This is a genomic window from Salarchaeum sp. JOR-1, from assembly GCF_007833275.1.
Lineage (GTDB): Archaea > Halobacteriota > Halobacteria > Halobacteriales > Halobacteriaceae > Salarchaeum.
Map to the genome: position 1 here is coordinate 702,296 of NZ_CP042241.1, position 23,332 is coordinate 725,627.

The 23,332-nt window shown below is 68.6% G+C and carries 23 protein-coding genes; 7 read left to right on the plus strand and 16 right to left on the minus strand.

Annotated features, from left to right (window positions below; translation table 11 throughout):
* Positions 1–1,098, minus strand: a complete 1,098-nt coding sequence (locus tag FQU85_RS04680) for an ABC transporter permease (RefSeq protein ID WP_145844936.1) — start codon at positions 1,096–1,098, stop codon at positions 1–3.
* A gap of 154 nt (positions 1,099–1,252) precedes the next feature.
* On the minus strand, positions 1,253–3,082 hold the full coding sequence (locus FQU85_RS04685) for an ABC transporter substrate-binding protein (RefSeq protein ID WP_145844938.1): 1,830 nt from the start codon (positions 3,080–3,082) through the stop codon (positions 1,253–1,255).
* Positions 3,083–3,254: 172 nt separating this feature from the next.
* On the opposite strand from FQU85_RS04685, the gene FQU85_RS13280 reads away from it, so the two are divergent.
* The 3 genes from FQU85_RS13280 to serA all read left to right on the plus strand — a co-directional run bounded on the left by FQU85_RS13280 (position 3,255) and on the right by serA (position 5,590).
* Positions 3,255–3,419 (plus strand): hypothetical protein, encoded by a 165-nt coding sequence (locus FQU85_RS13280; RefSeq protein ID WP_168219934.1) that lies wholly within the window; start codon positions 3,255–3,257, stop codon positions 3,417–3,419.
* Positions 3,420–3,454: 35 nt separating this feature from the next.
* Positions 3,455–3,874 (plus strand): PPC domain-containing DNA-binding protein, encoded by a 420-nt coding sequence (locus FQU85_RS04690; RefSeq protein ID WP_145844941.1) that lies wholly within the window; start codon positions 3,455–3,457, stop codon positions 3,872–3,874.
* Between the two features lie 132 nt (positions 3,875–4,006).
* Positions 4,007–5,590, plus strand: coding sequence for a phosphoglycerate dehydrogenase (gene serA / locus FQU85_RS04695; RefSeq protein ID WP_145844943.1), 1,584 nt, complete (start codon positions 4,007–4,009; stop codon positions 5,588–5,590).
* Here serA and FQU85_RS04700 read toward each other — a convergent pair.
* From FQU85_RS04700 to FQU85_RS04750, 11 genes are all read right to left on the minus strand, one after another.
* The gene (locus tag FQU85_RS04700) at positions 5,587–7,224 is read right to left on the minus strand and encodes a histidine kinase N-terminal 7TM domain-containing protein (protein ID WP_145844945.1); all 1,638 of its coding nucleotides are present in this window, start codon (positions 7,222–7,224) and stop codon (positions 5,587–5,589) included. The two genes, serA and FQU85_RS04700, sit on opposite strands and share 4 nt — an antisense overlap.
* A 48-nt stretch (positions 7,225–7,272) precedes the next feature.
* Positions 7,273–8,520 carry a threonine synthase gene (gene thrC / locus FQU85_RS04705; protein ID WP_145844947.1) on the minus strand — a complete coding sequence of 416 codons (1,248 nt, stop codon included), beginning with the start codon at positions 8,518–8,520 and terminating at the stop codon, positions 7,273–7,275.
* A gap of 47 nt (positions 8,521–8,567) precedes the next feature.
* Positions 8,568–9,443 (minus strand): ornithine carbamoyltransferase, encoded by an 876-nt coding sequence (gene argF / locus FQU85_RS04710; RefSeq protein ID WP_145844949.1) that lies wholly within the window; start codon positions 9,441–9,443, stop codon positions 8,568–8,570.
* Positions 9,431–10,441: a [LysW]-lysine hydrolase gene (locus FQU85_RS04715; RefSeq protein WP_145844951.1), complete on the minus strand. Its 1,011-nt coding sequence runs from the start codon at positions 10,439–10,441 to the stop codon at positions 9,431–9,433. The genes argF and FQU85_RS04715 overlap by 13 nt, the downstream gene beginning before the upstream one ends.
* Complete coding sequence (locus FQU85_RS04720) at positions 10,438–11,565, minus strand: aspartate aminotransferase family protein (RefSeq protein WP_145844954.1); 1,128 nt, start codon at positions 11,563–11,565, stop codon at positions 10,438–10,440. Before FQU85_RS04720 ends, FQU85_RS04715 begins: the two co-directional genes overlap by 4 nt.
* Positions 11,558–12,388 (minus strand): acetylglutamate/acetylaminoadipate kinase, encoded by an 831-nt coding sequence (locus FQU85_RS04725; protein WP_145844957.1) that lies wholly within the window; start codon positions 12,386–12,388, stop codon positions 11,558–11,560. The genes FQU85_RS04720 and FQU85_RS04725 overlap by 8 nt, the downstream gene beginning before the upstream one ends.
* A gap of 77 nt (positions 12,389–12,465) precedes the next feature.
* A complete protein-coding gene (gene argC / locus FQU85_RS04730) occupies positions 12,466–13,494 on the minus strand; it encodes an N-acetyl-gamma-glutamyl-phosphate reductase (protein WP_145844959.1) in 1,029 nt (342 codons plus the stop codon).
* On the minus strand, positions 13,491–14,399 hold the full coding sequence (lysX, locus tag FQU85_RS04735; protein WP_145844965.1) for a lysine biosynthesis protein LysX: 909 nt from the start codon (positions 14,397–14,399) through the stop codon (positions 13,491–13,493). The genes argC and lysX overlap by 4 nt, the downstream gene beginning before the upstream one ends.
* Position 14,400: 1 nt before the next feature.
* A complete protein-coding gene (gene lysW / locus FQU85_RS04740; RefSeq protein ID WP_145844967.1) occupies positions 14,401–14,565 on the minus strand; it encodes a lysine biosynthesis protein LysW in 165 nt (54 codons plus the stop codon).
* 194 nt (positions 14,566–14,759) lie between these two features.
* The gene (gene argH, locus FQU85_RS04745; protein ID WP_145844969.1) at positions 14,760–16,205 is read right to left on the minus strand and encodes an argininosuccinate lyase; all 1,446 of its coding nucleotides are present in this window, start codon (positions 16,203–16,205) and stop codon (positions 14,760–14,762) included.
* Positions 16,202–17,410 carry an argininosuccinate synthase gene (locus tag FQU85_RS04750; protein WP_145844972.1) on the minus strand — a complete coding sequence of 403 codons (1,209 nt, stop codon included), beginning with the start codon at positions 17,408–17,410 and terminating at the stop codon, positions 16,202–16,204. Before FQU85_RS04750 ends, argH begins: the two co-directional genes overlap by 4 nt.
* 254 nt (positions 17,411–17,664) lie before the next feature.
* On the opposite strand from FQU85_RS04750, the gene FQU85_RS04755 reads away from it, so the two are divergent.
* Together FQU85_RS04755 and FQU85_RS04760 are read left to right on the plus strand one after the other, a co-directional pair.
* Positions 17,665–17,847 (plus strand): hypothetical protein, encoded by a 183-nt coding sequence (locus FQU85_RS04755; protein WP_145844974.1) that lies wholly within the window; start codon positions 17,665–17,667, stop codon positions 17,845–17,847.
* 39 nt (positions 17,848–17,886) lie between these two features.
* Positions 17,887–18,411 (plus strand): 2'-5' RNA ligase family protein, encoded by a 525-nt coding sequence (locus tag FQU85_RS04760; RefSeq protein WP_145844976.1) that lies wholly within the window; start codon positions 17,887–17,889, stop codon positions 18,409–18,411.
* Here the strand turns inward: FQU85_RS04760 and FQU85_RS04765 are convergent.
* Both FQU85_RS04765 and FQU85_RS04770 read right to left on the minus strand, forming a co-directional pair.
* On the minus strand, positions 18,408–20,600 hold the full coding sequence (locus FQU85_RS04765) for an ATP-dependent DNA helicase (protein ID WP_145844978.1): 2,193 nt from the start codon (positions 20,598–20,600) through the stop codon (positions 18,408–18,410). The genes FQU85_RS04760 and FQU85_RS04765 overlap by 4 nt on opposite strands.
* A gap of 45 nt (positions 20,601–20,645) precedes the next feature.
* Positions 20,646–21,590, minus strand: coding sequence for a cation diffusion facilitator family transporter (locus tag FQU85_RS04770; protein ID WP_145844980.1), 945 nt, complete (start codon positions 21,588–21,590; stop codon positions 20,646–20,648).
* Between the two features lie 77 nt (positions 21,591–21,667).
* Between FQU85_RS04770 and FQU85_RS04775 the strand changes: the two genes are divergently transcribed.
* The gene (locus FQU85_RS04775; protein ID WP_145844985.1) at positions 21,668–22,066 is read left to right on the plus strand and encodes a hypothetical protein; all 399 of its coding nucleotides are present in this window, start codon (positions 21,668–21,670) and stop codon (positions 22,064–22,066) included.
* On the plus strand, positions 22,063–22,578 hold the full coding sequence (locus tag FQU85_RS04780; protein ID WP_145844987.1) for a metallophosphoesterase: 516 nt from the start codon (positions 22,063–22,065) through the stop codon (positions 22,576–22,578). Before FQU85_RS04775 ends, FQU85_RS04780 begins: the two co-directional genes overlap by 4 nt.
* A 106-nt stretch (positions 22,579–22,684) precedes the next feature.
* Here FQU85_RS04780 and FQU85_RS04785 read toward each other — a convergent pair whose 3' ends face one another.
* Complete coding sequence (locus FQU85_RS04785; RefSeq protein ID WP_145844989.1) at positions 22,685–23,269, minus strand: winged helix-turn-helix domain-containing protein; 585 nt, start codon at positions 23,267–23,269, stop codon at positions 22,685–22,687.
* Positions 23,270–23,332 lie beyond the last annotated feature (63 nt).

The window sequence follows — 23,332 nt, forward strand, 5'->3', positions numbered from 1 at the left end:
CTATTGTCCCTCGAAACCGACCCGTGGGTCGATTACCGTGTACAGGATGTCTTGAACGATGTTCATGATGACGAGCAGCAGGATGAAGACGTACATGAGCGCGCCCGCAAGCGGGATGTCGCCGTTCATCATCGCTTGCAGGAACACGTAGCCGATACCGTTGATGGCGAACACGTACTCGATGAGCACGCTCCCGCCGACGAGCACGAACGCCTCGGCCGTGATGACGGGCACCAGGGGGATGAGGGCGTTCCGGAAGATGTGCTTCCAGACGATGGTGCGCGGCGGCAAGCCCTTCGCCTTCGCCATCTCGACGTAGTTCGAGTTCTTCGATTCGAGCATGGCGGTGCGGCCGATACGCATCTCGTTCCCCATCGACGCCGACCCGAGCACGATGGACGCCGGGAGGATTTTCTTCGTCGCGGCGAGCAGGTTCTCCCAGTTCGGCATCGGCAGACCGAGCGTCGTGTTCGGGCCGAGGAGCTGGCTGAGCTCGGGCGGGCCGATGACTTTCGTCTGGACGATCCAGGCCTCCCAGTTGAACGGCTGAACGCCGCTCACGGCGGGGAGGCTGTTGAGGAAGTTCACGATGCCGATGGTGGCGTTCTCCGAACTGGAGAGGACGGACATGAAGATGACCGCGAGCCAGAAGTTCGGCATCGCGCGCCAGACGATACCGCTGAACGAGGCGGTGTAGTCGCCGAGCGTGTTCGGGTTGAGTCCCGCGTAGAACCCGAGCGGAATCCCGATGAACAGCGGGATGAGGACCGCCCACGCGCCCATCCACATCGTCCGCGGGAGGAACTGGAGGACGATTTCGAAGGCGGGCGTGGAGGGCGAGAACACGTAGGACTGCCCGAGGTTGAACGTCAGGAGGTCTGCCATGAAGTCGAAGTAGCGACTCCAGAGCGGTTCGTTCAGGTTCAGTTTCCGTCGGATCTCCGCGGCGGCGGGACCGTTCGCGTTCCCGCGACCGAGAATCGCCGATACCGGGTCGATCGGCCCTGCGTACAGGATGATGAACGTCAGGGACGTCCCGAAGATGACGACGGGGATCGAGAGGAGGATTCGTTTGAGGAGGTAGGCGAGCCTGTTCATGACTGTACCCACCGCCCCGTGCCAACCACTTCCATGTTGCGTGCGGTATTGTAGCCCGTGAGCCGTAATTAGGCCTGTCGCTTTCGATTCCCAATCGTACGGATAAATGCGGAGCTACCCGCAGAAAATAAATAAACTGGTCGTGTTTCTTTTGTTACTCGTACTGCCCGCGGTCGCCGATGGAAACCTGGTTGAACTTCGTGGACGCCGTCCCCATCGGACCGACGCGCGGCTTGTCGACCCAGGGGTACGACATGTGCTCGGCGTTGAGGTGGAAGCAGTTGACGAACACCGCGTCCTCCCAGTTCGCCTTCTCCATGTCCACGTAGGCCTCGGCGCGCGCCTGCTGCGCCTCCTCGGTCAGGCCGTAGTTCTCCGTGATCGTGTTCCAGGCTTCGCGGGCCTGCTGGGCGGCGTCAGTGCCCTCCCAGTTCGTGTAGGAGACCGCGTCGTCCTGGTCGACCTGCGAGAACTGCGGGGCCATGAGCTGGAGGAAGTTGTCGCCGCCGGGGTAGTCCGCACCCCAGCCGAGCGTGTACCCTTCGAGGTTGCCGTTCCGGCCGCGCTCGGTGAGCGTCGCGAACGGCACCTGCTCGTAGTTCATCTTGATGTGGCAGGACGCGAGCTTATCACGCATGAGTTTCGTCTCCTCAGACCACGTCTGGGACTGGTAGGAGGTCATGGTGAACTCGTACTTGTTGTCCTGGCTGTAACCGGCTTCCTCCATGACCTCGCGGGCCTTCTGGAGCATCGTCTCCGCCGTCTGACTCTCGCCGTACCCGTACGGGTAGTCCTTCGCCGCCTCGTTGTAGGCGGACGCGCCGCCGGGGTAGAGACCCGGAGGCAGGAAGAAGTACGCGGGCTTGTACGGACGGCCGAACACGGTGTTGACCATCTGGCGCGCGCTGAACGCGTACGCGAACGCCTTCCGCGCCGGCTTGATGACCTTGTCCGTGTTGAACGCGTAGTAGTACGTGACGAGCTCTGACGTGCGGTAGTAGTCCGCGGTCAGGTCGTTGACGAGCGGACCGTACGTCCCGTAGGGGTGGCCGTTCTCGTCCGTGCCCTCGAGGGTAATCTTGTCCGGGTCGTACTTCGAGGACGGCACGGACGGGTGGTCCGCGTTGACGTTCTTCGTCGCGTACGTGTAGAGCGCGTTCGTCTTCTCGACGATCTGGAAGTGAACGCCCGCAATCTTCGCGGTCTCGCCGTGGAAGTCGTCGTAGCGTTCGAGGGTCGCTTCGGTTCCCTTCGTCCACTTCCCGAGCGTGAACGGACCGGTTCCCATCGGGCTCGTGGTCGCGTACTCGGACTGGCTGACCTCGCCGTCGTAGCCGTCGATGTCGCCGACGTAGCCCTCCTTCTGGGCCGCGAAGGGGTCGTACGCCATCATTTCGAGCGCCGCGTAGAACGGCTGCGTGAGCTCGACCTTGAACGTGGTCTGGTCGACGGCTTCGACGCCGAGCGAACCGGAGACGTAGGAGCCGTCGTCGTTCTCCTCGTGCGTGACGCCGAGCACGTCGAGCAGGAACGAGGCGCGGCGGCTGCTGTCGGAGGCCGCGAGGCGCTCCCACGAGTACACCATGTCGGACGCCGTGAACGACGAGCCGTCGTGGAACGTGACGTCCTCCTTGAGGTCGAACGTGATGACGGTGCTGTCGTCGTTGAGTTCGTAGCCCGTCGCGAGGAAGGTCTCCGCTGTCGTGTACGCGTTCGGGTAGACGGTCAGCGTATCGTACATCTGGTGGATGAGATACGCGGACGCCTCGTCCGTCGAGGCGACGGGGTCGAGCGTCGTGATGGTGGAGTTCGTCCTCCGGTACGTCTTGTCCGAACTCCCGGTGTCGCCGCCGTCGGTCGTACCCGTGGTATCCTTCGTCGTCGTGTCCGAGCTGCCGGAACAGCCCGCGAGCGCGGCTGCCGTCGCCGCGCCGCCGGTCGCCTGCAGGAAGCGACGCCGGCTGACGGTGTCATTGTCTGTCATCCGGGCAGGTATTGCCGCCCTACTGGGATAAACTTGCTGATTTGAGGGTTGCTGGCCGATATGGTTAGGATCTGTCGATAAGACCGTTCAGCTGCTGACGGTTGATAATCGTTACCGTGGTACCTGTCGGAACGACGGGGTTAAATAGGGCTGTCACTTCGTATCATATGTCATGGCAACCTCTGCCACTGCCGTCCCGGCTTCCGGCGCTGATGTGATGGCCTCGATAGACGACGAGGGCACGGAAGAGCGCCTCGTCATCGCAGACGTCTCCCGCGACGACGCGTGGGTAACCATCGGCGCACGGGACGCAGCGCCGCTCGCCGAGTGGCGATAACGCACTTTTTTCCCGCCGCCCCGACTCTCCTCGGTATGGACTACCGCGAAGTCACCACGAGCCGCGAGTTCGTCGCGCGCATGGAACACGGCGCGGACTGGCGCGAGGAGATAGAGGGACTCGCGCGCGACGAGGGCGTCGAAGCCGGCTGGTTCGTCGCGATGGGGGCCGTCCAGGACGCGGAACTCTGGTACTACGACCAGGACGAGTTCGAGTACAAGCCCGCGCGGTTCGACGAGCCGATGGAGGTCGCGGCGTGCGTCGGGAACGTCTCGCTGCTCGACGGCGACGTGTTCGCGCACACGCACGCGGTGCTGTCCCGGAAGTCCGGGCAGGCGCTCGCCGGCCACCTCGACCGCGCGACGGTGTTCGCGGGCGAGGTCTCCCTCCGCGAGTTCGAGACGCCGCTCGAACGCGAGCACGACGACGTGACTGACCTCGACCTCTGGCTGTAGCGCGGGCGTGGGTATCCCCACCCCCCGAACGCACGAAAAATACACGATTGTGGATATTATTGGCGGTATTCGGACGCGACAATTCATGCACGTGCAGAAACCTTTAGGCGGATGGGCCGATTCCATCACGACATGAAGGTACTCGTCACCGATCCCATCGCGGACGCCGGTCTGGAGCGACTACACGACGCAGGCCACGACGTCGTCGAAGCGTACGAAGCCGAGGGTGACGCCCTCCTCGACGCCGTCGCCGACGCGAACGGACTCATCGTCCGCTCCGGCACCGAAGTCACCCGCGAGGTGTTCGAACACGCGCCCGACCTCCAAATCGTCGGCCGCGCCGGCATCGGCGTGGACAACATCGACATCGACGCCGCCACCGACCACGGCGTCATCGTCGCCAACGCACCCGAAGGCAACGTCCGCGCCGCCGCCGAACACACCGTCGCGATGATGTTCGCCACCGCCCGCTCCATCCCGCAAGCCCACACCCGTCTCACTGACGGCGAGTGGGCGAAAGGCGACTTCCTCGGCACGGAACTCAACGGCAAGACCCTCGGCATCGTCGGATTGGGCCGCGTCGGCCAGGAGGTCGCGAAACGACTCAGCGGCGTCGGCATGAACCTCGTCGCTTACGACCCCTACATCGGCGAGGACCGCGCGAACCAGCTCGGCGCGGAACTCGTCGACCTCGACGCCTGCCTCGACGCCGCTGACTTCGTTACCGTCCACGTCCCGCTCACGGACGAGACCCACCACCTCCTCGGCGAGGACGAACTCGCGCAGATAGAGGGCGGCTACCTCGTCAACGTCGCGCGCGGCGGCGTCGTCGACGAAACCGCGCTCGCCGACGCCGTCGAGGACGGCGTGCTCAAGGGCGCGGCGCTCGACGTGTTCGAGGACGAACCGCTCACCGCCGACTCGCCGCTGCTCGACGTCGAGGACATCATCACCACGCCCCACCTCGGCGCGTCGACGGAGGCCGCCCAGGAGCACGTCGCCACCACGACCGCAGACCAGGTCGTCGCAGCGCTCGCCGACCAGCCCGTGCTGAACGCGCTGAACGCGCCGAGCGTCGACGAGACCGCGTACGAGCGCATCGAGCCCTACATCGAACTCGCCGAGACGGCGGGAAAGGTCGCCGCCCAGCTGTTCGGCGAGCGCATCGACCGCATCGAGGTGACGTACGCGGGCGACATCGCCGACGAAGACCTCGACCTCGTGACGGCGAGCGCGCAGAAGGGCGTCTTCGAACCCCTCGAGTGGAACGTGAACGCCGTCAACGCACCCCGCGTCGCCGAGGAACGCGGCATCGACGTGACCGAATCCAAGACGCACACGACCGAGGACTTCCAGAGCCTCCTCACCGTCACCGTCGGCGTCGACGACCGCGAACTCTCCGTCTCCGGCACGCTCTTCACGGGCGACGAACCCCGACTCGTCTCCATCGACGGCTACCGCGTCGACGCCATCCCGCACGGCACGATGCTCGTCGCTCGCAACCGCGACGAACCCGGCGTCATCGGCCTCATCGGCACCGTGCTCGGCGAGAGCGACATCAACATCGCCGGCATGTTCAACGCCCGCGAAACCATCGGCGGCGAAGCCCTCACCGTCTACAACCTCGACAACCCCGTCCCCGAGGACGTGCGCGACGAACTCGTCGCCGACGACCGCATCATCTCCGTCCAGGAAATCGACCTGAACGGCGACTAATCCCTACGCTCGGCTTTTTGCTGCTGCGCGGCTCGCGTCTCGGAACCCGTGTCGAACGCGAAGCGCGCGCCGCCCGTCTCCGCAGCGTCCAGCGAGACGATCCAGCCGTGTGCGTCAGCGATGGCCTGCACGATGGAGAGCCCGAGCCCGGTTCCGGCGTCGCTCGTCGTGTACCCCGTGTCGAACACGCGCCCGCGTTCGCCCGCCGCGATTCCCGTGCCGTCGTCCGCGACGACGAACCCCGCGTCCGTCGCGCGCACCGTGACGGTGGTGGCGTCGCCGTGCGCGACCGCGTTCCGGAAGAGGTTCTCCAGCAGACTCCGAACCTGCGCGCGATCCGCGAGCACGGTTCCCGTGGACTCGACCTCGAGCGCGGCGTCCCCGGTCTCGCTCGTCTCCCACGCGTCACGCGCCACCGACCCGAGGTCGACGCGTTCGCGCTCCGGGACGCCGAGGTCGGTGCGCGCCGCCCGCACGGTGCTGTCCACCACGCGCTCCACGCGGTCGAGCGCGCGCGCCGCCCGCTCGAAGTCCTCCGCGTCCCCGGTCTCCCGGGCGAGCGCGAGCGACCCCGACGCGACCGTGAGCGGACTCCGCACGTCGTGACTGATGGTGTCGGCGACCCGGTTCAGGCGGTCGTTCTCCCGCGCGAGCTCGCGGCGCTTGCGTTCGAGGTCGGTCACGTCCCGCACTCGGACGAGCGTGCCGTCGTTGTCGAGCCCGCTCTCCGTGACGGCCACCCAGCGCTCCCGCCCCTCAGCGTCCGTCACCGAGACCGGCGCCTCGCCGTCGAGGCGGTCGGAGAGCACGCGCCCGACGGGCTCGCCGACCACGTCAGTCGTGTCGAGCAGCCGGGTCGCCGCGCGGTTCGCGTCCACGACGCGCCCGGTCGCGTCCACGACGAGCACGCCGTCGTCGAGTTCCTCCACGAGCGTGTCCCGCGCGACCGGCACCACGTCGAGGAGCGAGTGCTGGGAGAGGGCGTACCCGAACGCGAGCGCCGTGACGCCGACGAACGCCTCCGGTTCGAACGCGCTCGCGCCCGCGAAGTACGCGACCTGCGCGACCGCGGGCACGCTCACGCCCGCGAGAACGGCGACGACCTGCCCGCGGAACGCGGGCGGCGACCGAACGAGCGCGGCGAGCAGGAGTCCCGTCCCGATGGTGTTCGTCACGCCGAAGTACGCCCACGCCACCCAGAACCACGGTCCGAACTCGCGGGTGAGCGTGACGACGCCACCCGCGCGTTCGAGCGCGGCGCCCGTTCGCAGGAGAGCGTGGCTGTCGTTCGTCCACGCGACCGTGAGCGTCACCAGCGGGACGACGCAGAGGAGTCCGAGCGTCCGCGGGGTGAGCCAGCTATCACGGTCGGCGTACCGCGCGGCGAACACCACCCACGCGACCGGTGCGACGGCGATACCCACGTACTGGACGTCCACCGCCACGAGCTTCTGGGGGAGCGTCGTCGCCGCGGCCTGCGCGGCGTTCCCGGCCGCCCACAGCGCGGCCGCAAGCAGGAACGCGGTGAGCGCTCGCGCGCCCGGCGCGGACCGGAGCCGCCACGAGTAGCCGGCGACGAGCAGCGCCGCTGCTCCGGACAGCGACGACACCCAGACCTCGGGCGTTACCTGCATCCCCCTCTCTGGTCGAGACTCATCCAACCCACGCGAATAAGAATACCGCTAGAGCGCGTCGAGGACGCCGTCCGCGTCCGCGGGCACCGGAACCGGCTCCGACCCGGCGGCGGCCGCGGCGTCCGGATCCTTGAGGAGGTGGCCGGTGGTGAGACACACCACCTGTTCGTCCGCGTCGATTTCGCCCGCCTCGCGGAGCTTCCGGACGCCCGCAATCGAGGCGGCGGACGCGGGCTCGACGCCGACGCCCTCTCGGGCGAGCGCCCGCTGGGCGTCCGTGATTTCGTCGTCCCCGACGGCGACGGCGGTGCCGTCGGTCGCGCGAATCCCCGGCAGAGCCTTCGGCGCGTTCACGGGGTTGCCGATGCGGATGGCGGTCGCGCGCGTCTCCACCTCGTCCCACGGCTGGACTTCGTCCCAGTCGTTCTCTATGGCTTCGACCATCGGGGCCGCGCCCGCGGCCTGCACGCCCGTGAGCTTCGGCATCTCCGACTCGTCCATCGCGCCCGCCGCGACGAGCTCGCGGAAGCACTTGTACAATGCCGCCGTGTTCCCCGCGTTCCCCACCGGGAGCGCGATGCGGTCGGGGTACTCGCCCGTTTCGGCCTTCGACTGCTCGAGGATTTCGAGCCCGATGGTCTTCTGGCCCTCCAGCCGGAACGGATTCAGGCTGTTCAGGAGGTACGCTTCACCCCTGTCCGCGAGCTCCGCGACCACGTCGAGGCAGTCGTCGAAGTTCCCGTCGACTTCGCAGATTTTCGCGCCGTGCAGGCTCGCCTGCGCGACCTTCCCGGCCGCGACCTTCCCCGCCGGTAGCAGGACGAGCACTTGCTTGCCGGCGCGGGTGCCGTAGCACGCGAGCGCCGCGGACGTGTTTCCGGTGGAGGCGCAGGCGAGGCGGCCGACGCCGAGTTCGTCCGCGACCTTCACGCCGAGCGTCATCCCGCGGTCCTTGAACGACCCCGTCGGGTTCATGCCCTCGTGTTTCACGCGGAGGTCGGCGAGGCCGAGGTCGTCCTCGATGCCGGGAGCCGTGTAGAGCGGCGTGTCGCCCTCCTCGATGCTCACGCCCTCCTCGAACGGGAGCGCCGCGCTGTACCGCCAGACGCCGCGTCCCTCGAACTCGCTCCAGTCCGGGTACTCGTCGTATCTGGCTTCCAGCAGGCCGTCGCAGTCGGGACACCGATACACCACGTCGTCGAACGGCGCGACCGCGTTCCCGCACTCGATGCACGCGAGCCAGACGCCGTCGTCCGCCTCGGGCGGCGTCGACACGTCGAGACTGAGGTCTGTCATTGTCGGACGTGCGCGGCCGAGCCACAAATAGGGGGCGCTTCGCGCAACTACACGAGTTCGACCAGCAGGCCGTTCTGGCCGTGCATCCGGTTCTCCGCCTGCCGCCACACCAGCGAGCGCTCGCTTTCGAGCACGTCCGCCGTGATTTCCTCGCCGCGGTGCGCGGGCAGGCAGTGCATCACTTTCGCGTCCGTCCCCGCGAGCAGGTCTTCGTTCACCTGGTACGGCTGGAGTGCGTCGAGGCGCTGTTCGCGTTCGTCCTCGTCGCCCATGCTCACCCAGACGTCCGTGTACACCACGTCAGCGCCCGCGACCGCTTCTTCTGGGTCGGTGGTCGCGGTGACGGTGCCGGAGTAGTCGCTCGCGCGGTCGAACACGTCGTCGTCGAGCGCGTACGCGTCCGGGGTGGCGACGGACACGTCGTGGCCGCGCATCGCCGCGCCGACGACGAACGACGCTGCGACGTTGTTCCCGTCCCCCACCCACGCGACCGAGGCGTCGCCGCCGACGACTTCCTCGATAGTGAGGAGGTCGGCGAGCGTCTGCACCGGATGCGCCTCGTCCGACAGCCCGTTCACGACCGGGATTGAGGAGTACGCGGCGAGCGTTTCGAGCGTCTCGTGGTCGTCCACGCGCGCCATCACGGCGTCGGCGTAGCAGGCGAGCGCGCGCGCGGTGTCCTGCACGGGTTCGCCGCGGCCGAGCTGGATGTCGTCCTTCCCGAGGAAGACGGCGTGCCCGCCGAGCTTCGTCATCCCGACCTCGAAGCTCACGCGGGTTCGCGTGCTCGCCTTCTCGAACAGCATCGCGAGGCTCTTCTCGGCGAGCGGCGTTCCGGCGTAGTCGCCCTTCAGGTCGCGGGCACTGGTGAGGACGCTGTCCAACTCCGTGGGCGTGAGGTCGTCGACGTTCAGGAAGTGCATAGGCGGTCTGCGGTCGCCGAGAGCACCCGGACGCTCCGGTCGTACTCGGCGAGACTGATGTGTTCGTTCGGCGTGTGATCCAGCTCGGAGTCGCCGGGGCCGTAGGTCGCCATCGGGCAGTCCCAGGCCGCGGCGTACACGTTCATATCGCTCGTTCCCGTCTTGCGGACGTGCCCCGGACTCCCGCCCTCCTCGCGGATGGCGGCGCGGAGCGCGCCCGCGACCGGCGTCCGCGGCGACACCATCACCGGCTGGTAGTGCTGGTCGTAGGAGACGCTCCCGTGCTCGGTGAGGTCGGCGAGCGTCTCCTTCACGTCCGCCGCGCCGGTCTCGGGCGGCAGGCGGAACGAGGCGGTGAGGGTCGCGTCGACGCTCAGGCCGTCCCCGCTCGTCCCGCCGTTCAGGTCGAGCGGCGTCGGCGTCACGGTCTCGAACACGGTCTCCGACGCCTCGTCGAACGCCGCCCGCACCGACTCCCACCACGCGGTCGCGTGGTCGATGGCGTTCGCCTCCGGGAGCGACCCGTGCGCGGTCGGCGTCTCCACCTCGTAGCGCGCCGGCAGGAGCCCCCGGTAGCCGAGCGTCACCGCGTCCCAGCCCGAGGGTTCGCCGTTCACCACGGCGTCCGGTTCCTCGCGGTTCGCGACGAGGTGGCGCGCGCCCCGGGAGTCCCGTTCCTCGCCGACGACGCCGACGAACGACGCGCCGGTCTCGACGGCGGCGGTCGCCATCGCCGCGAGCGATCCCTTCGCGTCCACGCTCCCCCGGCCGTAGAGCGTGTCGTCCTCCACGCGCACCTCGATGTCGCCCGGGACGGTGTCCACGTGGGACGTGAGGAGCACGGAGTCGTCGGCGGGCGCGCGGACGTTCCCGACCGCGTCCGTCCACGCCTCCCGGCCGTGCTCCTCGAAGAACTCGACGAGCACGTCGGCCGCCGCGGCCTCGTCGCCCGAGACCGACGGCGTCGCCACGAGGTCGCGGAGCAGGCTCCGGGTCATCCGACCACCGATTCGAGCGCGTCCGCGACCGCCACGCAGTCCTCCTCGGTCGCGACGAGCGGCGGGAGGAACCGCACGACGGTGCGGCCGGTCGGGAGCGCGAGCACGCCGTGGTTCAGCGCGAGGCGCTTGAGCGCGCGGTTCGCCCCCCGTTTCACCTCGACGCCGACGAGCAGGCCCTCGCCCCGCACGTCCCGGAGGTCGTCGATTTCTCCCAGGCGGCGCTTGAACGTCTCGCCCAGGCTGGCGGCGTGCGCGGGCAACTCCTGCTCGACAATCGCGTCGAGGGTGGCGTTCGCGGCGGCGCAGACGACGGGGCCGCCGGAGAACGTCGAGCCGTGCGAGCCGGCGTCCTCCGCGATCCAGTCAGCGCAGAGCGTGGCGGCGACGGGCAGGCCGTTCCCCAGGCCTTTCGCGGTGGTGAGGATATCGGGGCTGACGCCCGCGTCCTCGCACGCCCACAGCGTGCCCGTCCGGCCGAGGCCGGTCTGGATTTCGTCGAACACGAGCGCCGCGCCCGCCGCGTCGGTCGCGTCGCGCGCGGCCTGCAGGTAGCCGTCGGGCGCGGGGTTGATGCCGCCCTCGCCCTGTATCGGTTCGAGGATGACCGCCGCGGTGTCCTCCGTGACCGCTTCGGCGAGCGCCTCGGCGTCGCCGTAGGGGACGTGCGTGAACCCCTCGGGGAGCGGGCCGAACCCCTCCTTGTACTCGTCCTTCCACGTCGCCGCGAGCGACCCCATCGTCCGCCCGTGGAACGCCCGGGTCGCCGCGACGACCTCCGATCTTCCGGTGGCGTGCCGCGCGAACTTCAACGCGGCCTCGTTCGCCTCCGTGCCGGAGTTGCAGAGCCAGACGTTCGAGCAGTCGCCCGGCCCGAGGCGTCCGAGGCGCTCGTAGAGGCCGTCGCGGGCGTCCACGGGATACGACCCCTGGACGAACGTCAACTCCGCGACCTGCTCCTGGACGGCGTCCACGACGGCGGGATGGCTGTGCCCCAGCGGCGTGCACGCGTAGCTCGCGCCGAAGTCGAGGTACGCGTTCCCGTCGTCGTCGTAGAGCTTGACGCCGTCGCCGGACTCGATGCGGATGGGTTTCTCGCCGAAGACGAACGACGCCTCAGGCATCGCTCTCACCTCCGAGCGCGCCCCGCGTGAAGCGCGTGCCGTGGCCGGAGAGCGCGGAGACGATTGGGTCGTTCGCGTTCGCGTCCGCGATAGTCACCGACTCCGCGCCGCCGTCGAGCGCTTCCGTCGCGGCGAGCACCTTCTTCGACATGAACCCCTCCGCGTACTCCTCGACCGCGTCGAGGTCGTCGGGCGTCTCCACACTCTCGACGAGCGTGTCCGGGTCGTCGGGATCGGCGTACACGCCCGCCACGTCCGTCAACACGACGAGGTCGGCGTCGAGCGCGCCGGCGACCGCCGCGGCCGCCCGGTCGGCGTCCGCGTTCACCGCGACCCCGTCTTCGGCGAGCATCGGGAGCGACACCACGGGCACGTACTCGTCGAGCACGGTTTCGAGGAGGCCCGTGTTCACGTCCGTGATCTTCCCGGAGTGGTCGCCGCGGCGAATCTTCTTCGTTCCATCCTCCACGACCTTCACGGCGGACTTCCGCGGGCCGGTGAGGAGTCCGCCGTCGACGCCGGAGAGGCCGACTGCGGGCACGCCCGCCTCCTGGAGCGCGGCGACGAGGTCGGTGTTCACGCCGGCCATCGCCATCGTGAACGCGTCCATCGTCTCCGCGTCCGTGAACCGCCCGGTCATCCCGGACGGGGACTCCACGTAGTCGGGTTCGATGTCGAGGCGGGAGAGCAGGTCGTCCACCGCGGTCGACCCGCCGTGGACGACCACCACGTCCTCGCCGTTCAACACGAGGTGCGCGATGTCCGTCAGCGCGCCCTCGGGGTTCACCGCGCGCGCGCCGCCGATTTTCACGACCAACGTCACGCGAGCCACCTCCGACAGTGGCGAGTGTGACTTAGCGAGTCGCAGCGCCCGTCGAACGACCGTCTCGCGCAAGTCATCTATGGAGCACCCACCGGGTGGAGTCCGTCGAACGCCAGGCCGGCTTGCTCGTCGATGCCGAGCGCGACGTTCGCCGCGTGGACGGCCTGGCCGGCGGATCCCTTCATCATGTTGTCGATGGCGGAGAACACCACGACGCGGCCGTTGCGCTCGTCGAGCTCGAACCCGACGTCGGCGTAGTTCGTTCCCGCCACGGCCTTCGGTTCTGGATAGCGGTAGACGCCGCCGCTCCCGGCGACCAGCCGGACGAACGGCTCGTCCTCGTACGCGTCCCGGAACGCCCGCCAGAGGTCGCCCGTTCCCGGAACCGCCTCGGGATAGACGTGGCAGGTCGCGGCCGCGCCGCGGGTCATGTCCACCGCGTGCGCGGTGAACCCGACCTGGACGCCGAGCTCCTGTTCGATTTCGGCCTCGTGGCGGTGGCCGGTCGGCGCGTACGGCCGGACGACGCCCGAGCGCTCGGGGTGCGAGGACGCCGCGCCGCCGCCCGCGCCGCCCTCCGACGACCCGACCTTCACGTCCACAGTGATATCGGCGTCGTCGAGCATGCCGGCGTCCGCGAGCGGTTTCAGTCCGAGAATCGTCGCGGTCGCGTTACAGCCGCCGGACGCGATCAGGTCCGCGCCCGCCAGCTCCTCGCGGTGGAGTTCCGGGAGCGCGTACACGCCGTCAGAGATGTGGTCGGGCGCGCTGTGGCCGTCGTACCACTCGTCGTACTGTGCTTCCGAATCGAGCCGGAAGTCCGCGGAGAGGTCGACCACGAGGTCGGCGATGTCTCTGTATTCCTCGACGTGCTCCATCGTCACGCCGTGCGGCGCGGCGACGAACAGCACGTCGAGGTCGTCGAGGTCGTCCGGGTGCGAGAACCGCAGGTCGAGCCCGCGCAGGTTCGGGTGGACGCTCCCCACCGTCTTGTTCGCGTACTCGCGGCTCGTCGCCGTCACGAGGTCGAACTCGGGATGGCCGCTGACGAGCCGGCAGAGCTCGCCGCCCGTGAACCCGGACGCGCCGACGACGCCGACCTTCATGTCGACACCCCCGTCTCGGCCTTCGCTTCGAGCCAGTCCACCACGGCCGCGGGCACGTCCGCGTCCACGCAGTCGTTCAGCGCCTTGAACTCGACCGTGTGGTTCACTTCGTGCACCGTGTACGAGGGGTCTCGCGGCTCCTCGCCGCTCGCCTGTTCCGCGGCGCTCCGCGCCGCGTTGGTCTCCATCAGGTCGACACCCAGAAGTCCGCCGCCGACGGCGTCGCTCGCTTTCTCGACGAGTGACTCGATTTCGGGCGTGATCTCGAACTCCGCGGTCTCCGCGCCCTTCGCGGCGTTCGTGAGCCAGTGGTCGGCGGAGCGCGTCATCGCGGCGACGGGTTCGCCGTCGAGCGCGACGACGCGGATGTCGCGGCCGGGTTTCTCCACGAACTCCTGGACGTAGAACACCTTGTGCTCGTAGTGGCCGAGCGTGGCCTTGTGTTCGAGCACGGCCTCCGCGGCGCTCCGCGATTCGAGTTTCGCCATCAGGCGGCCCCACGACCCGATAACGGGCTTGACGACGCAGGGATACCCGTAGGATTCGATGGCGGAGAGCGCGCTGTCCGTGTCGAACGCCACCGTCGTCTCGGGCGTGGGGACGCCCGCGGCGTCGAGCGCGACGCTCGTCTTCGCCTTGTCCGCGCAGAGGTCGGCGGTGTCTGGCGCGTTCACGACCGGGACGCCGTAGCTGTCGACGAACTGGGTGGCGTACCGGCTGCGGCTGGTGGCGAGACACCGGTCGAGCACGATGTCGAGGTCGGCGACGCCCTCCGGCGGGTCGCCGACCCCGAATTCGAGTTTCCGCACGTCGAGCTTCTCGACGTCGTGGCCGCGCTCGCGGAGTTCGGAGAGGAGGAGTTTCTCGTCCTTCCGTATCCGCGAGTAGAGGATGCCGATTTGCACGTTACTCCCCCCAGTCCTCGTCGAGCTCGGGCGCCCGCTCGAGGACGGGAGGTTCGGTGTCGACGACTTCGAGCTCCTGACCGCAGGTGGCACAGTCGACGATCTCTCCGACTTCGAGGTCCTCGTGCAGGGAGACTTCCGCCCCGCACTCGACACAGTCTGTCATACACTCACGCCTACCCACCACTCCCACTTAAACACGTCGAACTTGTCAGAAAAATTAAATAACGGCAGTGCCGTCGCTACCCGGACGAACCGCCCGAAGAACGCGAACGAAACCGCGAGCCGAAACCCGTACTGTAGTTATAAAGTCCCCCGAACGGGGGTCGCGGTCGTCGCAGCGATCCGCCGAACGCGGCGCTACTCATACGACGCCACCTCCGCCGCGAGGTCGTCCGCGGCGTCCGCGAGCGCGTCCCGGCGCTCATCCACCGCGTCCACGTCCGCGTCGACCCCGTCGGCCGCGCGGTCGAGCGCGCCCGCCACCGCGTCCGGGGCGGGGCCGCCGAATGAGTCCCGCATCGCCACGCTCGCCGCCGGATCGAGCGCCGCCTCCACGGCCTCGACGTCCGCGAGATCCGCGAGCGACTCCCCGGTCACGTCGAGCGCCGCGTCGTCCAGCGCCGCGATGTCGCCCGTTCCCGCTTCCGCGACGATCTCGTGCGCGGTGCGGAACGGAAGCCCCGCCATCGCGAGCGTGTCCGCCACGCCCGTCGCCGTCGAGAACCCCTCACCGGCGGCGTCCGCGAGCGCGTCCGCCGGCCACTCCGCCGTGGCGACCGCGCCCGCCGCGACCGCGACGGCCTCCGTCACCTCGTCCACGGCCGTCCAGCCGTACCCCGTCGCGGACTGCAGGTCACGGTTGTACGCCCGCGGCAGCCCCTTCAACGTGGTGAGGAGGCCCTGGAGCGCGCCCGCCGCGTCGCCCGCGGTCGCGCGGACGAGCTCGAGCGTGTCCGGGTTCTTCTTCTGCGGCATGATCGAGGACGTCGAGGAGTAGTCGTCCGAGAGCGAGACGAGGCCCTTGTTCGAGAACACCACCAGGTCTTCCGCGAGCCCCGAGACCGTGGTTGCGAGCGCCGCGAGCGCCGACACGCCCTCGACGAGGAAGTCCCGCGTCGAGGACGCGTCCATACTGTTCTCGATGACCGAGTCGAACCCGAGCAGGCCGGCGGTGCGCTCTCGGTCGATATCGAACGGCGTCCCGCCGAACGCGGCCGCGCCCAGCGGACTCCGGTTCGTCCGCGCGTAGGCGTCGAGGAGGCGTTCGGTGTCCCGCGCGACCGCGGACTCGTAGGAGAGCAGGAAGTGCGCGACCGTCACCGGCTGGGCCGGCTGGAGGTGCGTGTACCCCGGCATCACCGTCTCAGCGTGCTCCGCGGCCGCCTCTACGAGCGCCTCCCGGAACGCGATAGTCGTCTCCGCGGCGTCCAGCAGGTCGTCGCGGAACCGATACCGGATGCAGGTCGCGACCTCGTCGTTGCGCGAGCGCGCCGTGTGCATCTTCCCGCCGACGGGGCCGACGCGGTCGATGACGGCGGTCTCGATGGCCTCGTGCACGTCTTCGCCGTCGGGGAGCGCGTCGAAGCCCGCCGACTCCACGTCGTCGAGCGCGTCCAGAATCGACGCCGCCGCCGACGCCTCGATAACGTCCTGTTCGGCGAGCATCGCGACGTGCGCGCGGTCGACCGCGAGGTCCGCCCCGAAAATCCTGCTGTCGGCGTCCATCGAGGAGAGGAACTCGCGGGCGGGGCCGCCGCTGAAGCGCTCCCGGCGAACCGCCGGCGAGTCCTCTCCGCCGTTCATTCGTCGTCGCCCCCGTCCGTCGTGAGCGTCGGCTTCGACTTGTTCGCGAGACGCGACTGGAACCCGTGGTACTTCGCCACGCCCGTCGCGTCCTCCTGCTTGATCCCGTCGACCGTCTCGGTGTTGAACGACGCCGCGGACTCCGAGTACACCGCGTACTCGCTGTCGCGGGCGACCGGCCGCGCCTGCCCGCCCTCGAACTTGACCGTCACCGTTCCCGTGACGCGCTCCTGCGTCGTCGAGATGAACCCGTCGAGCGCGTCAACGAGCGGCGCGTCAACGAGGCCCTCGTAGGCCTTCTGCGACCACTGCGCGTCCACTTCCTGCTTGAAGTCGCGCTCCTCCTTCGTCAACACCAGGCCTTCGAGCGCCTCGTGCGCGTTCAGGAGCGTCGTCGCCGCCGGATGCTCGTAGTTCTCCCTGACCTTCAGCCCGAGCATGCGGTCTTCCATCATGTCCGTGCGACCGACCCCGTAGCTTCCCGCGAGGTCGTTCAGGTACTGGATGAGTTGCACCTGCGGGAGTTCCTCGCCGTTCACCGCGACCGGCACGCCCGCCTCGAACTCGATCTCGACCAGCTCGGTGTCCTCGCCGGGGTCGTCCGTCCACTCGTAGATGTCCGTCGGCGGAACGTACCCGGGGTCTTCGAGCTGTCCGCCCTCGATGCTGCGGCTCCAGAGGTTCGAGTCGATACTCCACACGCCCGCGTTCCCGCCCTCGACGGGCAGGTTCTTCTCCGCCGCGTAGTCGACCTCCCACTCGCGAGTGAGTCCGAGTTCGCGCACCGGCGCGACGACTTCGAGGTCGGAGCTCCGCCACACCGCCTCGAAGCGCAACTGGTCGTTCCCCTTCCCGGTGCAGCCGTGCGCGACCGCCGCACAGCCCTCTTCTTCCGCGACTTCGAGGATGGCTTTCGCGATGACCGGACGCGCCAGCGCCGTGCCGAGCGGGTAGCCCTGGTAGTCCGCGTTCGCCTGCACGGCGTCCATGCAGAGCGACGCGAACTCGTCCTTCGCGTCCACGACGAAGTGCTCCAGCCCGAGCGCCTCCGCCGTCTCCTCGGCCTCGTCGAACTCCGATTCGGGTTGCCCGACGTCAACTGTGACGCCGATCACCTCGTCGTAGCCGTACTCTTCTTCTAGCAGCGGTACACAGACCGTCGTATCGAGCCCGCCCGAGAAGGCGAGCGCCGCTTTTCCTGACATTCTCGTTTGATTCCGTGGTTAGTGAGCGCGCGAACGACCGACCGACGTGAGGAAGTAACTAGTTGGGGTCAGAAGACCCCGGTCGTCGTCGTCGCGCGAGGAAAGCGGCGGACGACTCGCTCACCGAACGCGAACGCGAAGCGGCGGGAGCCGTCGTCATCGTATCCCACTCTACACTCGTCCTCGTATTAATGGGTTTCGCCATCGACCGGCTCGCCGCATACGTTATGGTGGCTGCCCGCGAACCTCAGGCTATGCTCGACCGCGCGGAACTGGATGTCGAAGACCTCCTCAAACTCGTCCTCGTACTCGTCGTCGTCTGGCTCGCCCTCGAAGTCGTCGGCGAAGTCGTCGGCACGCTCGCGGCCATCGCCGGCCCGCTCGTCGGCCTGCTCATCGCCGCCCTCATCGTCCTCTGGCTGCTCGACCGCATCTGAGCCGACGAACGCAAACCCCCGCAGTCCCTCCTCTCTCGCGTGTACAGCGTGAACGTCCCCGTCCCCGACGCGGTTCACGGCGTCGTGGACGACCTCCGGCCGCTCCTCACGCCGTTCGACCGCGTTCGCGAGCGCCGCACGCGCTCGCTCGTCGCGAAACGCCTCCCCGCCGACGACCGCCGCGAGTACCGGGAGAACGAGCGCCGCGCCCGCGACGCCCTCCGCGGCGCGCCGAGCTTCGAGTGTCGAATCAGCGGTGTCGGCGTCTTCGAGAATCCGCCGAGCGGCACCAGCCCCGTCGTCTACCTCGCGGTCGAGAGCCCCGGCCTCCACGAGGTTCACCGATCACTCTGCGACGCGTTCGACCCCGTGCCGGGGATGGAGGGCGACGACTACACGCCGCACGTCACGCTCGCCCGCGACCTCTCCGGCTTCCGCGCGCAGTCCGCGCTCGACGACGTGCTCGGAGTCGACCTCGACTCCGTGACGTGGACTGTAGAAGAACTCGAATTCCGGGACGCCACCCACAACGAACGCATCAGCACCCTCGCGCTCCCCGCCTAGGGTCGCGGCGGACTGCCGTCCCAGGCGTCCATGTCGCCGAAGAAGTTCAGGGTCGCGAACTTCAGCTTCTCGGGCGCGATGTCGATGAGTTCCGAGCGTTCCTCCGGCGGGAACGCGTTGTTCACGCTGTACTTCCGCATCGCGGTTCTGGACTCCTTCGTGTACCGGCGGTCGAAGAGCGCGCGCACCCCGAAGTCGTCGGGCGACCGAATCACGCGCCCGAGCGCCTGCCGGGTCTTTCGCACCGTCGGGATCTCCACGGCGTACCGCCAGCCGGGATCCTCGCCGCGGCGCTTTCGGCCCGTGTCCTTGAACGCCTCGCCGTACGCGTCCTGCACCGCCTGCGCGCGCTCGTCCAAGTGGGGATAGGGCACGCCGACCACGCCCACGGAGCGCGCGTCGTCGCCGTCGAACGACACGCCCTCCGCGAGCGTCCCCCAGAGGCTCGTGAACAGCACCGCGCCGTCGTCAGCGACGAACTCCTCGCGCAACGCCGCCGCGCTCACGCCCGGTTCGTCCAGGTAGCGCGCGGCGTCCGCGTCAGCGAGCAGGTCGTGGTAGCGCTCCGCCTCCGAATAGCTCGGGAAGAACAGGAGCGTGTTCCCCGCCGAGAACTCCACGAACTCCCGGAGCGCGTCCGCGTACTCCCGCTGGACGGCGGGGTCTTCGCGGTTACTCGAAAACAGCGGCTCCGTGTCCACGGCGAACGTCCGTCTCCGCTCTTCGGGGAACTGGAGGCCGTACGCCATCGTCTCCGGGTCGTCGAGTCCCAGCACGTCCGCGGTCACGTCGAACGGCCGGAGCGTCGCGCTCATCAGCACGCTCGCGTGCACGTCCTCGAACAGTTCGGTGGTCACGTCCCGCGGAATGCACGTGTAGAGCTCCGCGCGGCCGTAGACGGTTTCCGTCCCCGAGTCCCGCCGCACCGACACGGTGGGGTACTGGCCGAGATCCGTCCCCTTCGTGAGGTAGGCGTCCACGAACCGCGCGCACTGGAGGGTCTGACAGTCCTCGCGCGTCGTCGCGTCCCCGTTCCGGTACGCGTCCTCGTACTGCTCGTCTAAGTGTTCGCCGAGCGCGAACGCGTCGTCCACGTCCTGACTGATGCCGCGGCCCTCGTAGTGGTCGAGGAACGCGAGCGTGAGGTCGTCGCGCTTGTCCTCGTTCGCGACCGGCACGTCCTCCCAGTTCTCCCCGACGCGCTCTGCGTCCCCGTACCCGAAGGAGGCCTCGTACGTCTCGACGAGCGCGTCCCGGAACGCCTCCACGACGTTCAGCGCCGCGTCCGCCCGCGCGTCGTCGGACTCCTCGAGTTCGGAGACGGCCTCGGTGAGCGTGTTCTCCGTGAGCGTCTCGGAGGCGTGGTCGCGCGCCGCGCCCTCGACGTTGTGCGCCTCGTCGAACACCACCACCACGTCCTCGGGGTCGCGGCCGAGCCACCGGAAGAACTGCGCGCGGATTCCGGGGTCGAGCAGGTGGTGGTAGTTACACACCGCGAGATCCACGCCCTCGATGCCGTCCTTGAGGAGCTCGTACCCACAGAGCCCCTCCATCGCCGCGTACTCGTAGATGTCCTCGGGCGTCCGCACGTCGTCGTACAGCCACGCGTAGAAGTCGTCCGTGTCGGCGGTGAGGTTCTCGTAGTAGTGCTCGCAGGTGTTCTTCTCCCGGAGGTCTTCGAGTTCCGCCTCGACGGATTCGAGTTCGTCCATCACGGCCTGTCGGGCGTCCGCCGCCCCCGACTCGCCGTCGTTCGCCGCGTCCAGTAACTCCTGCTGGCGTTCCGCGAGCTGCTCCCGGTCGCGTTCTGCGTCCACGACCTCGTGGGTGTTGTCCCGGAGCACCTGACACTCCTCGTACCCCACGTCGATGTGGCACATCTCGCCCTTCCCCTTGAACACGATACCGCGGATGGGCTCCTCCGCGTGAATCTCCCGGGCCTCCCGGACGAACTGCCGCATCTGCTGGTGGACGTTCGTCGTGATCACCACCGTCTTGTCCGTCTCCCGCGCGTACGACAGCGCCGGCGCGAGCGACGCCAGCGTCTTCCCCGTCCCGCACGCCCCCTCGAAGAGGACGTTCCGGCCGTCCTCCAGCGACTCCCGAATCCGCGCCATCGCCTCCGACTGATTGTCGTACGGCGACGGTTTCGGGAAGAACCGGAGGTAGTCCGCGTTGCTCGAAGCCACGTTGGGAACGTGTTCGCCGTCAAACGGCTTAAACTCGGGGTTCGCCTACACCTCGGGTTCGATGTAGACCTTCCGCACGTCGCTGTTCGCGGCCTGCAGGTCGTCCTCGATGGCGGTGATGGCGTCGTCGATGCGTTCCGTGTCCCACGACGAATCGAACGCCACGTCCGCGGTCACCAGAACCCGGTTCGGACCGAAGAACACCGTGCGGAAGTCCTCGATGGCTTCGACGCCCTCCCAGTCAGAAACGATGGCGCGGAGCTCGTCCTCCGCTTCCTTCTGGAGGCTCTCGCCGACCAGGAGTCGCTTGTTCTCCCAGGCGAGCGCGACCGCGAACACCATCAGGAGCACGCCGATGAGGAGCGCGGCGGCGGCGTCGTAGACGGGGTTCTCGGTCAGGTCACTGAGGAACACGCCGACGAGCGCGAGCGCCAGTCCGGAGACCGCGATGAGGTCTTCGGTGAACGCGGTGAGCGTCGTGACGTTCGAGGTCTTCCGGAACGCCTCCCGGAACCCGCTCCAGTCGTGCCGTCGGATGTCCGCGCGCATCCCCAGAACCGCCTGCCGGAGCGCGTACGACTCGAACGCGATGCCGCCGAGGAGGACGCCGTAGTTCACCCAGACCGCGGGGAACGTCCGGGAGAACAGGGTGACCGTGCCGGAGAGCGCCGCGGACGAGTGGCTGGTGAGCGCGTGATACCCGTGGGTGAAGCTCTCCCAGCCCGCGATGCCGAACAGGAGGACGCTCACGAGAAACGCGTAGAAGAACTGCGCCTTCCCGTACCCGAACGGGTGCGCACGGGTGCGTTCGCGGCCGCCGTACCGCAGGCCGATGAGGAGGAACACCTGGTTTCCCGTGTCGGAGATGGAGTGGTACGTCTCCGAGAGCATCGCCGGACTCCCGGTGAGCGTGAACCCGACGAACTTCAGGACGGCGATGGCGGCGTTCGCGAACAACGCCGCGAGAACGACAGACTTGCTTGACGCCATTACCGGCGGGTTCGCCCCGCGGCGTGAAAAAAGCGCCCGCCGGAACCGTTTCGGTGGTCGCGTTCGTTCCCGGCTGTATGACCGAGTACCAGCCAGGGGTGTGTAACATCGGCCAGGGCGAGCGACGGAAACGGTACGCGTTCGGCGTTGCCGGGTTCGTGCTCGCCGCTGCGGCCTTCGGTACCGTGTACGTGCTCGCGCTTCCCGCTGTCTGGACGCTCACCGCTATCGTCCCGCTCTTTGCGGGATTTGAGGGCGTACTACAGGGCGTACGAGGGTTCTGCGCGGGGTTCGCGGCAAAAGGAATCTACGACGTGAGCGACGGCGGGAACGCCCGCCGTGAGGTGGGTGACGACGCCGCGCGGCGCGCCGACCGCCGGACGGCCGTTCGGATTCACGTCCAGTCGCTCGTCGGCGCGGTCGTCACCGGCGCAGCGCTCTACCTGTTCGCGCTCCTGGTTCCGGTGGCATCATGATCGCCGTCGTCGCCGACACGCACAGCGAGACGGGCCACGAACTCGCCGGCCGCACCCGGGAGGCCGTCGAAGCCGCCTCGGTCGTCCTGCACGCGGGCGACTTCACCACCGAGGCGGCGCTCGACGCGTTCCACGACGCCGCGAACCGAATGCACGCCGTCCACGGGAACGCGGACACACGGGCGGTTCGCGACCGACTCCCGGCCGCCCGCACGGTCGAACTCGACGGCGTCCGGGTCGCGATGACGCACACCGAACGCGGCGGCGAGACCGGTCTCGCGATGTTCGGCCGACAACGCGGCGCGCCCCTCGTGATTTCGGGACACACCCACCGCCCCACGGTCACGAACGCGGGCGGCGTAGTGCTATTGAACCCCGGAACCCACGCCGAACCCCGGGGCTATCCGGTGACGCACGCGGAGCTCGAACCGACGGAGGCGGGACTCAGCGGAGAAATCAGACGGCAGGACGGAACGGTCGTCGAGTCGTTCGGGGTGGAGGGCCGAACGTAGCGGGTGCGTCACGCGGACGCGGACAGGCCACGGGGACGGTGACCCGTACCCGCTACTACCACCGGGTACATCAAGTAGTTCGTGAAGACTCAAACAGCCGTTTGAGTCACCGCCAGTATCGGTAGCCGGCGGCGAGCACGAGGGCGAGGACGCCGCCGAGGAAGAACAGGACGCCCGGCGGCACGCCGCCCGCCGCATTCGACGCCGTGTCGACGTTCATGGTGGAGAATCCGCCGGCGCTGCCCGCGTTCGACGCGAACACGTGTTCCGTGAGGTACTGGACGAGCAGCGAGGCGACGCCGAGCACGGCGACCGCGCCGAGGAGCGAGCCGAGCATCGACTGCACCGTCCTCCCCGTGTTCTCGTCGCCCGCGAACAGCACGAGCGGTGCGTCCGTCGGCGCGTACACGTCCATCTCGCGGCCCTTCTCCGAGTAGGAGGTTCCCGCGACCTCCACGAGGTCGGCGTCCCGGAGCTTCCCGAGGTGATACTGGGCGTTCTGGAGGCTCGTCTCCACGTCATCGGCGAGCTCGGACGCGGTCGCGGGCTCCTCGTGGAGCGTGGTGAGCATCGTGCGAGCGGTGCCGGCGGAGAGCGCGGACAGCACGCGGTCGGCGTCCTCCGAGTCAACGCCGATGACGCGCGGGTCGCCGTCCGGCGCGTCCGGCTTCTGGGAGGGCAGAAGGGACATACCCCACCCTTGCGCGTCCGACGGCTTTAGCGTTACCCGGCGAAAACCCTATACGCGACTACG

Bases quoted from the DNA above. Each gene is read 5' to 3' on its own strand.
- FQU85_RS04715 (WP_145844951.1), bottom strand. From the start codon at position 10,441: ATGACCCGGAGCCTGCTCCGCGACCTCGTGGCGACGCCGTCGGTCTCG.
- FQU85_RS04755 (WP_145844974.1), top strand. From the start codon at position 17,665: ATGCTCGACCGCGCGGAACTGGATGTCGAAGACCTCCTCAAACTCGTC.
- thrC (WP_145844947.1), bottom strand. From the start codon at position 8,520: ATGACAGACCTCAGTCTCGACGTGTCGACGCCGCCCGAGGCGGACGAC.
- FQU85_RS04775 (WP_145844985.1), top strand. From the start codon at position 21,668: ATGACCGAGTACCAGCCAGGGGTGTGTAACATCGGCCAGGGCGAGCGA.
- serA (WP_145844943.1), top strand. From the start codon at position 4,007: ATGAAGGTACTCGTCACCGATCCCATCGCGGACGCCGGTCTGGAGCGA.
- FQU85_RS04690 (WP_145844941.1), top strand. From the start codon at position 3,455: ATGGACTACCGCGAAGTCACCACGAGCCGCGAGTTCGTCGCGCGCATG.
- argF (WP_145844949.1), bottom strand. From the start codon at position 9,443: ATGCACTTCCTGAACGTCGACGACCTCACGCCCACGGAGTTGGACAGC.
- FQU85_RS04780 (WP_145844987.1), top strand. From the start codon at position 22,063: ATGATCGCCGTCGTCGCCGACACGCACAGCGAGACGGGCCACGAACTC.
- FQU85_RS04785 (WP_145844989.1), bottom strand. From the start codon at position 23,269: ATGTCCCTTCTGCCCTCCCAGAAGCCGGACGCGCCGGACGGCGACCCG.
- FQU85_RS04700 (WP_145844945.1), bottom strand. From the start codon at position 7,224: ATGCAGGTAACGCCCGAGGTCTGGGTGTCGTCGCTGTCCGGAGCAGCG.
- FQU85_RS04720 (WP_145844954.1), bottom strand. From the start codon at position 11,565: ATGCCTGAGGCGTCGTTCGTCTTCGGCGAGAAACCCATCCGCATCGAG.
- FQU85_RS13280 (WP_168219934.1), top strand. From the start codon at position 3,255: ATGGCAACCTCTGCCACTGCCGTCCCGGCTTCCGGCGCTGATGTGATG.
- FQU85_RS04680 (WP_145844936.1), bottom strand. From the start codon at position 1,098: ATGAACAGGCTCGCCTACCTCCTCAAACGAATCCTCCTCTCGATCCCC.
- lysW (WP_145844967.1), bottom strand. From the start codon at position 14,565: ATGACAGACTGTGTCGAGTGCGGGGCGGAAGTCTCCCTGCACGAGGAC.
- FQU85_RS04685 (WP_145844938.1), bottom strand. From the start codon at position 3,082: ATGACAGACAATGACACCGTCAGCCGGCGTCGCTTCCTGCAGGCGACC.
- FQU85_RS04770 (WP_145844980.1), bottom strand. From the start codon at position 21,590: ATGGCGTCAAGCAAGTCTGTCGTTCTCGCGGCGTTGTTCGCGAACGCC.
- FQU85_RS04750 (WP_145844972.1), bottom strand. From the start codon at position 17,410: ATGTCAGGAAAAGCGGCGCTCGCCTTCTCGGGCGGGCTCGATACGACG.
- argH (WP_145844969.1), bottom strand. From the start codon at position 16,205: ATGAACGGCGGAGAGGACTCGCCGGCGGTTCGCCGGGAGCGCTTCAGC.
- argC (WP_145844959.1), bottom strand. From the start codon at position 13,494: ATGAAGGTCGGCGTCGTCGGCGCGTCCGGGTTCACGGGCGGCGAGCTC.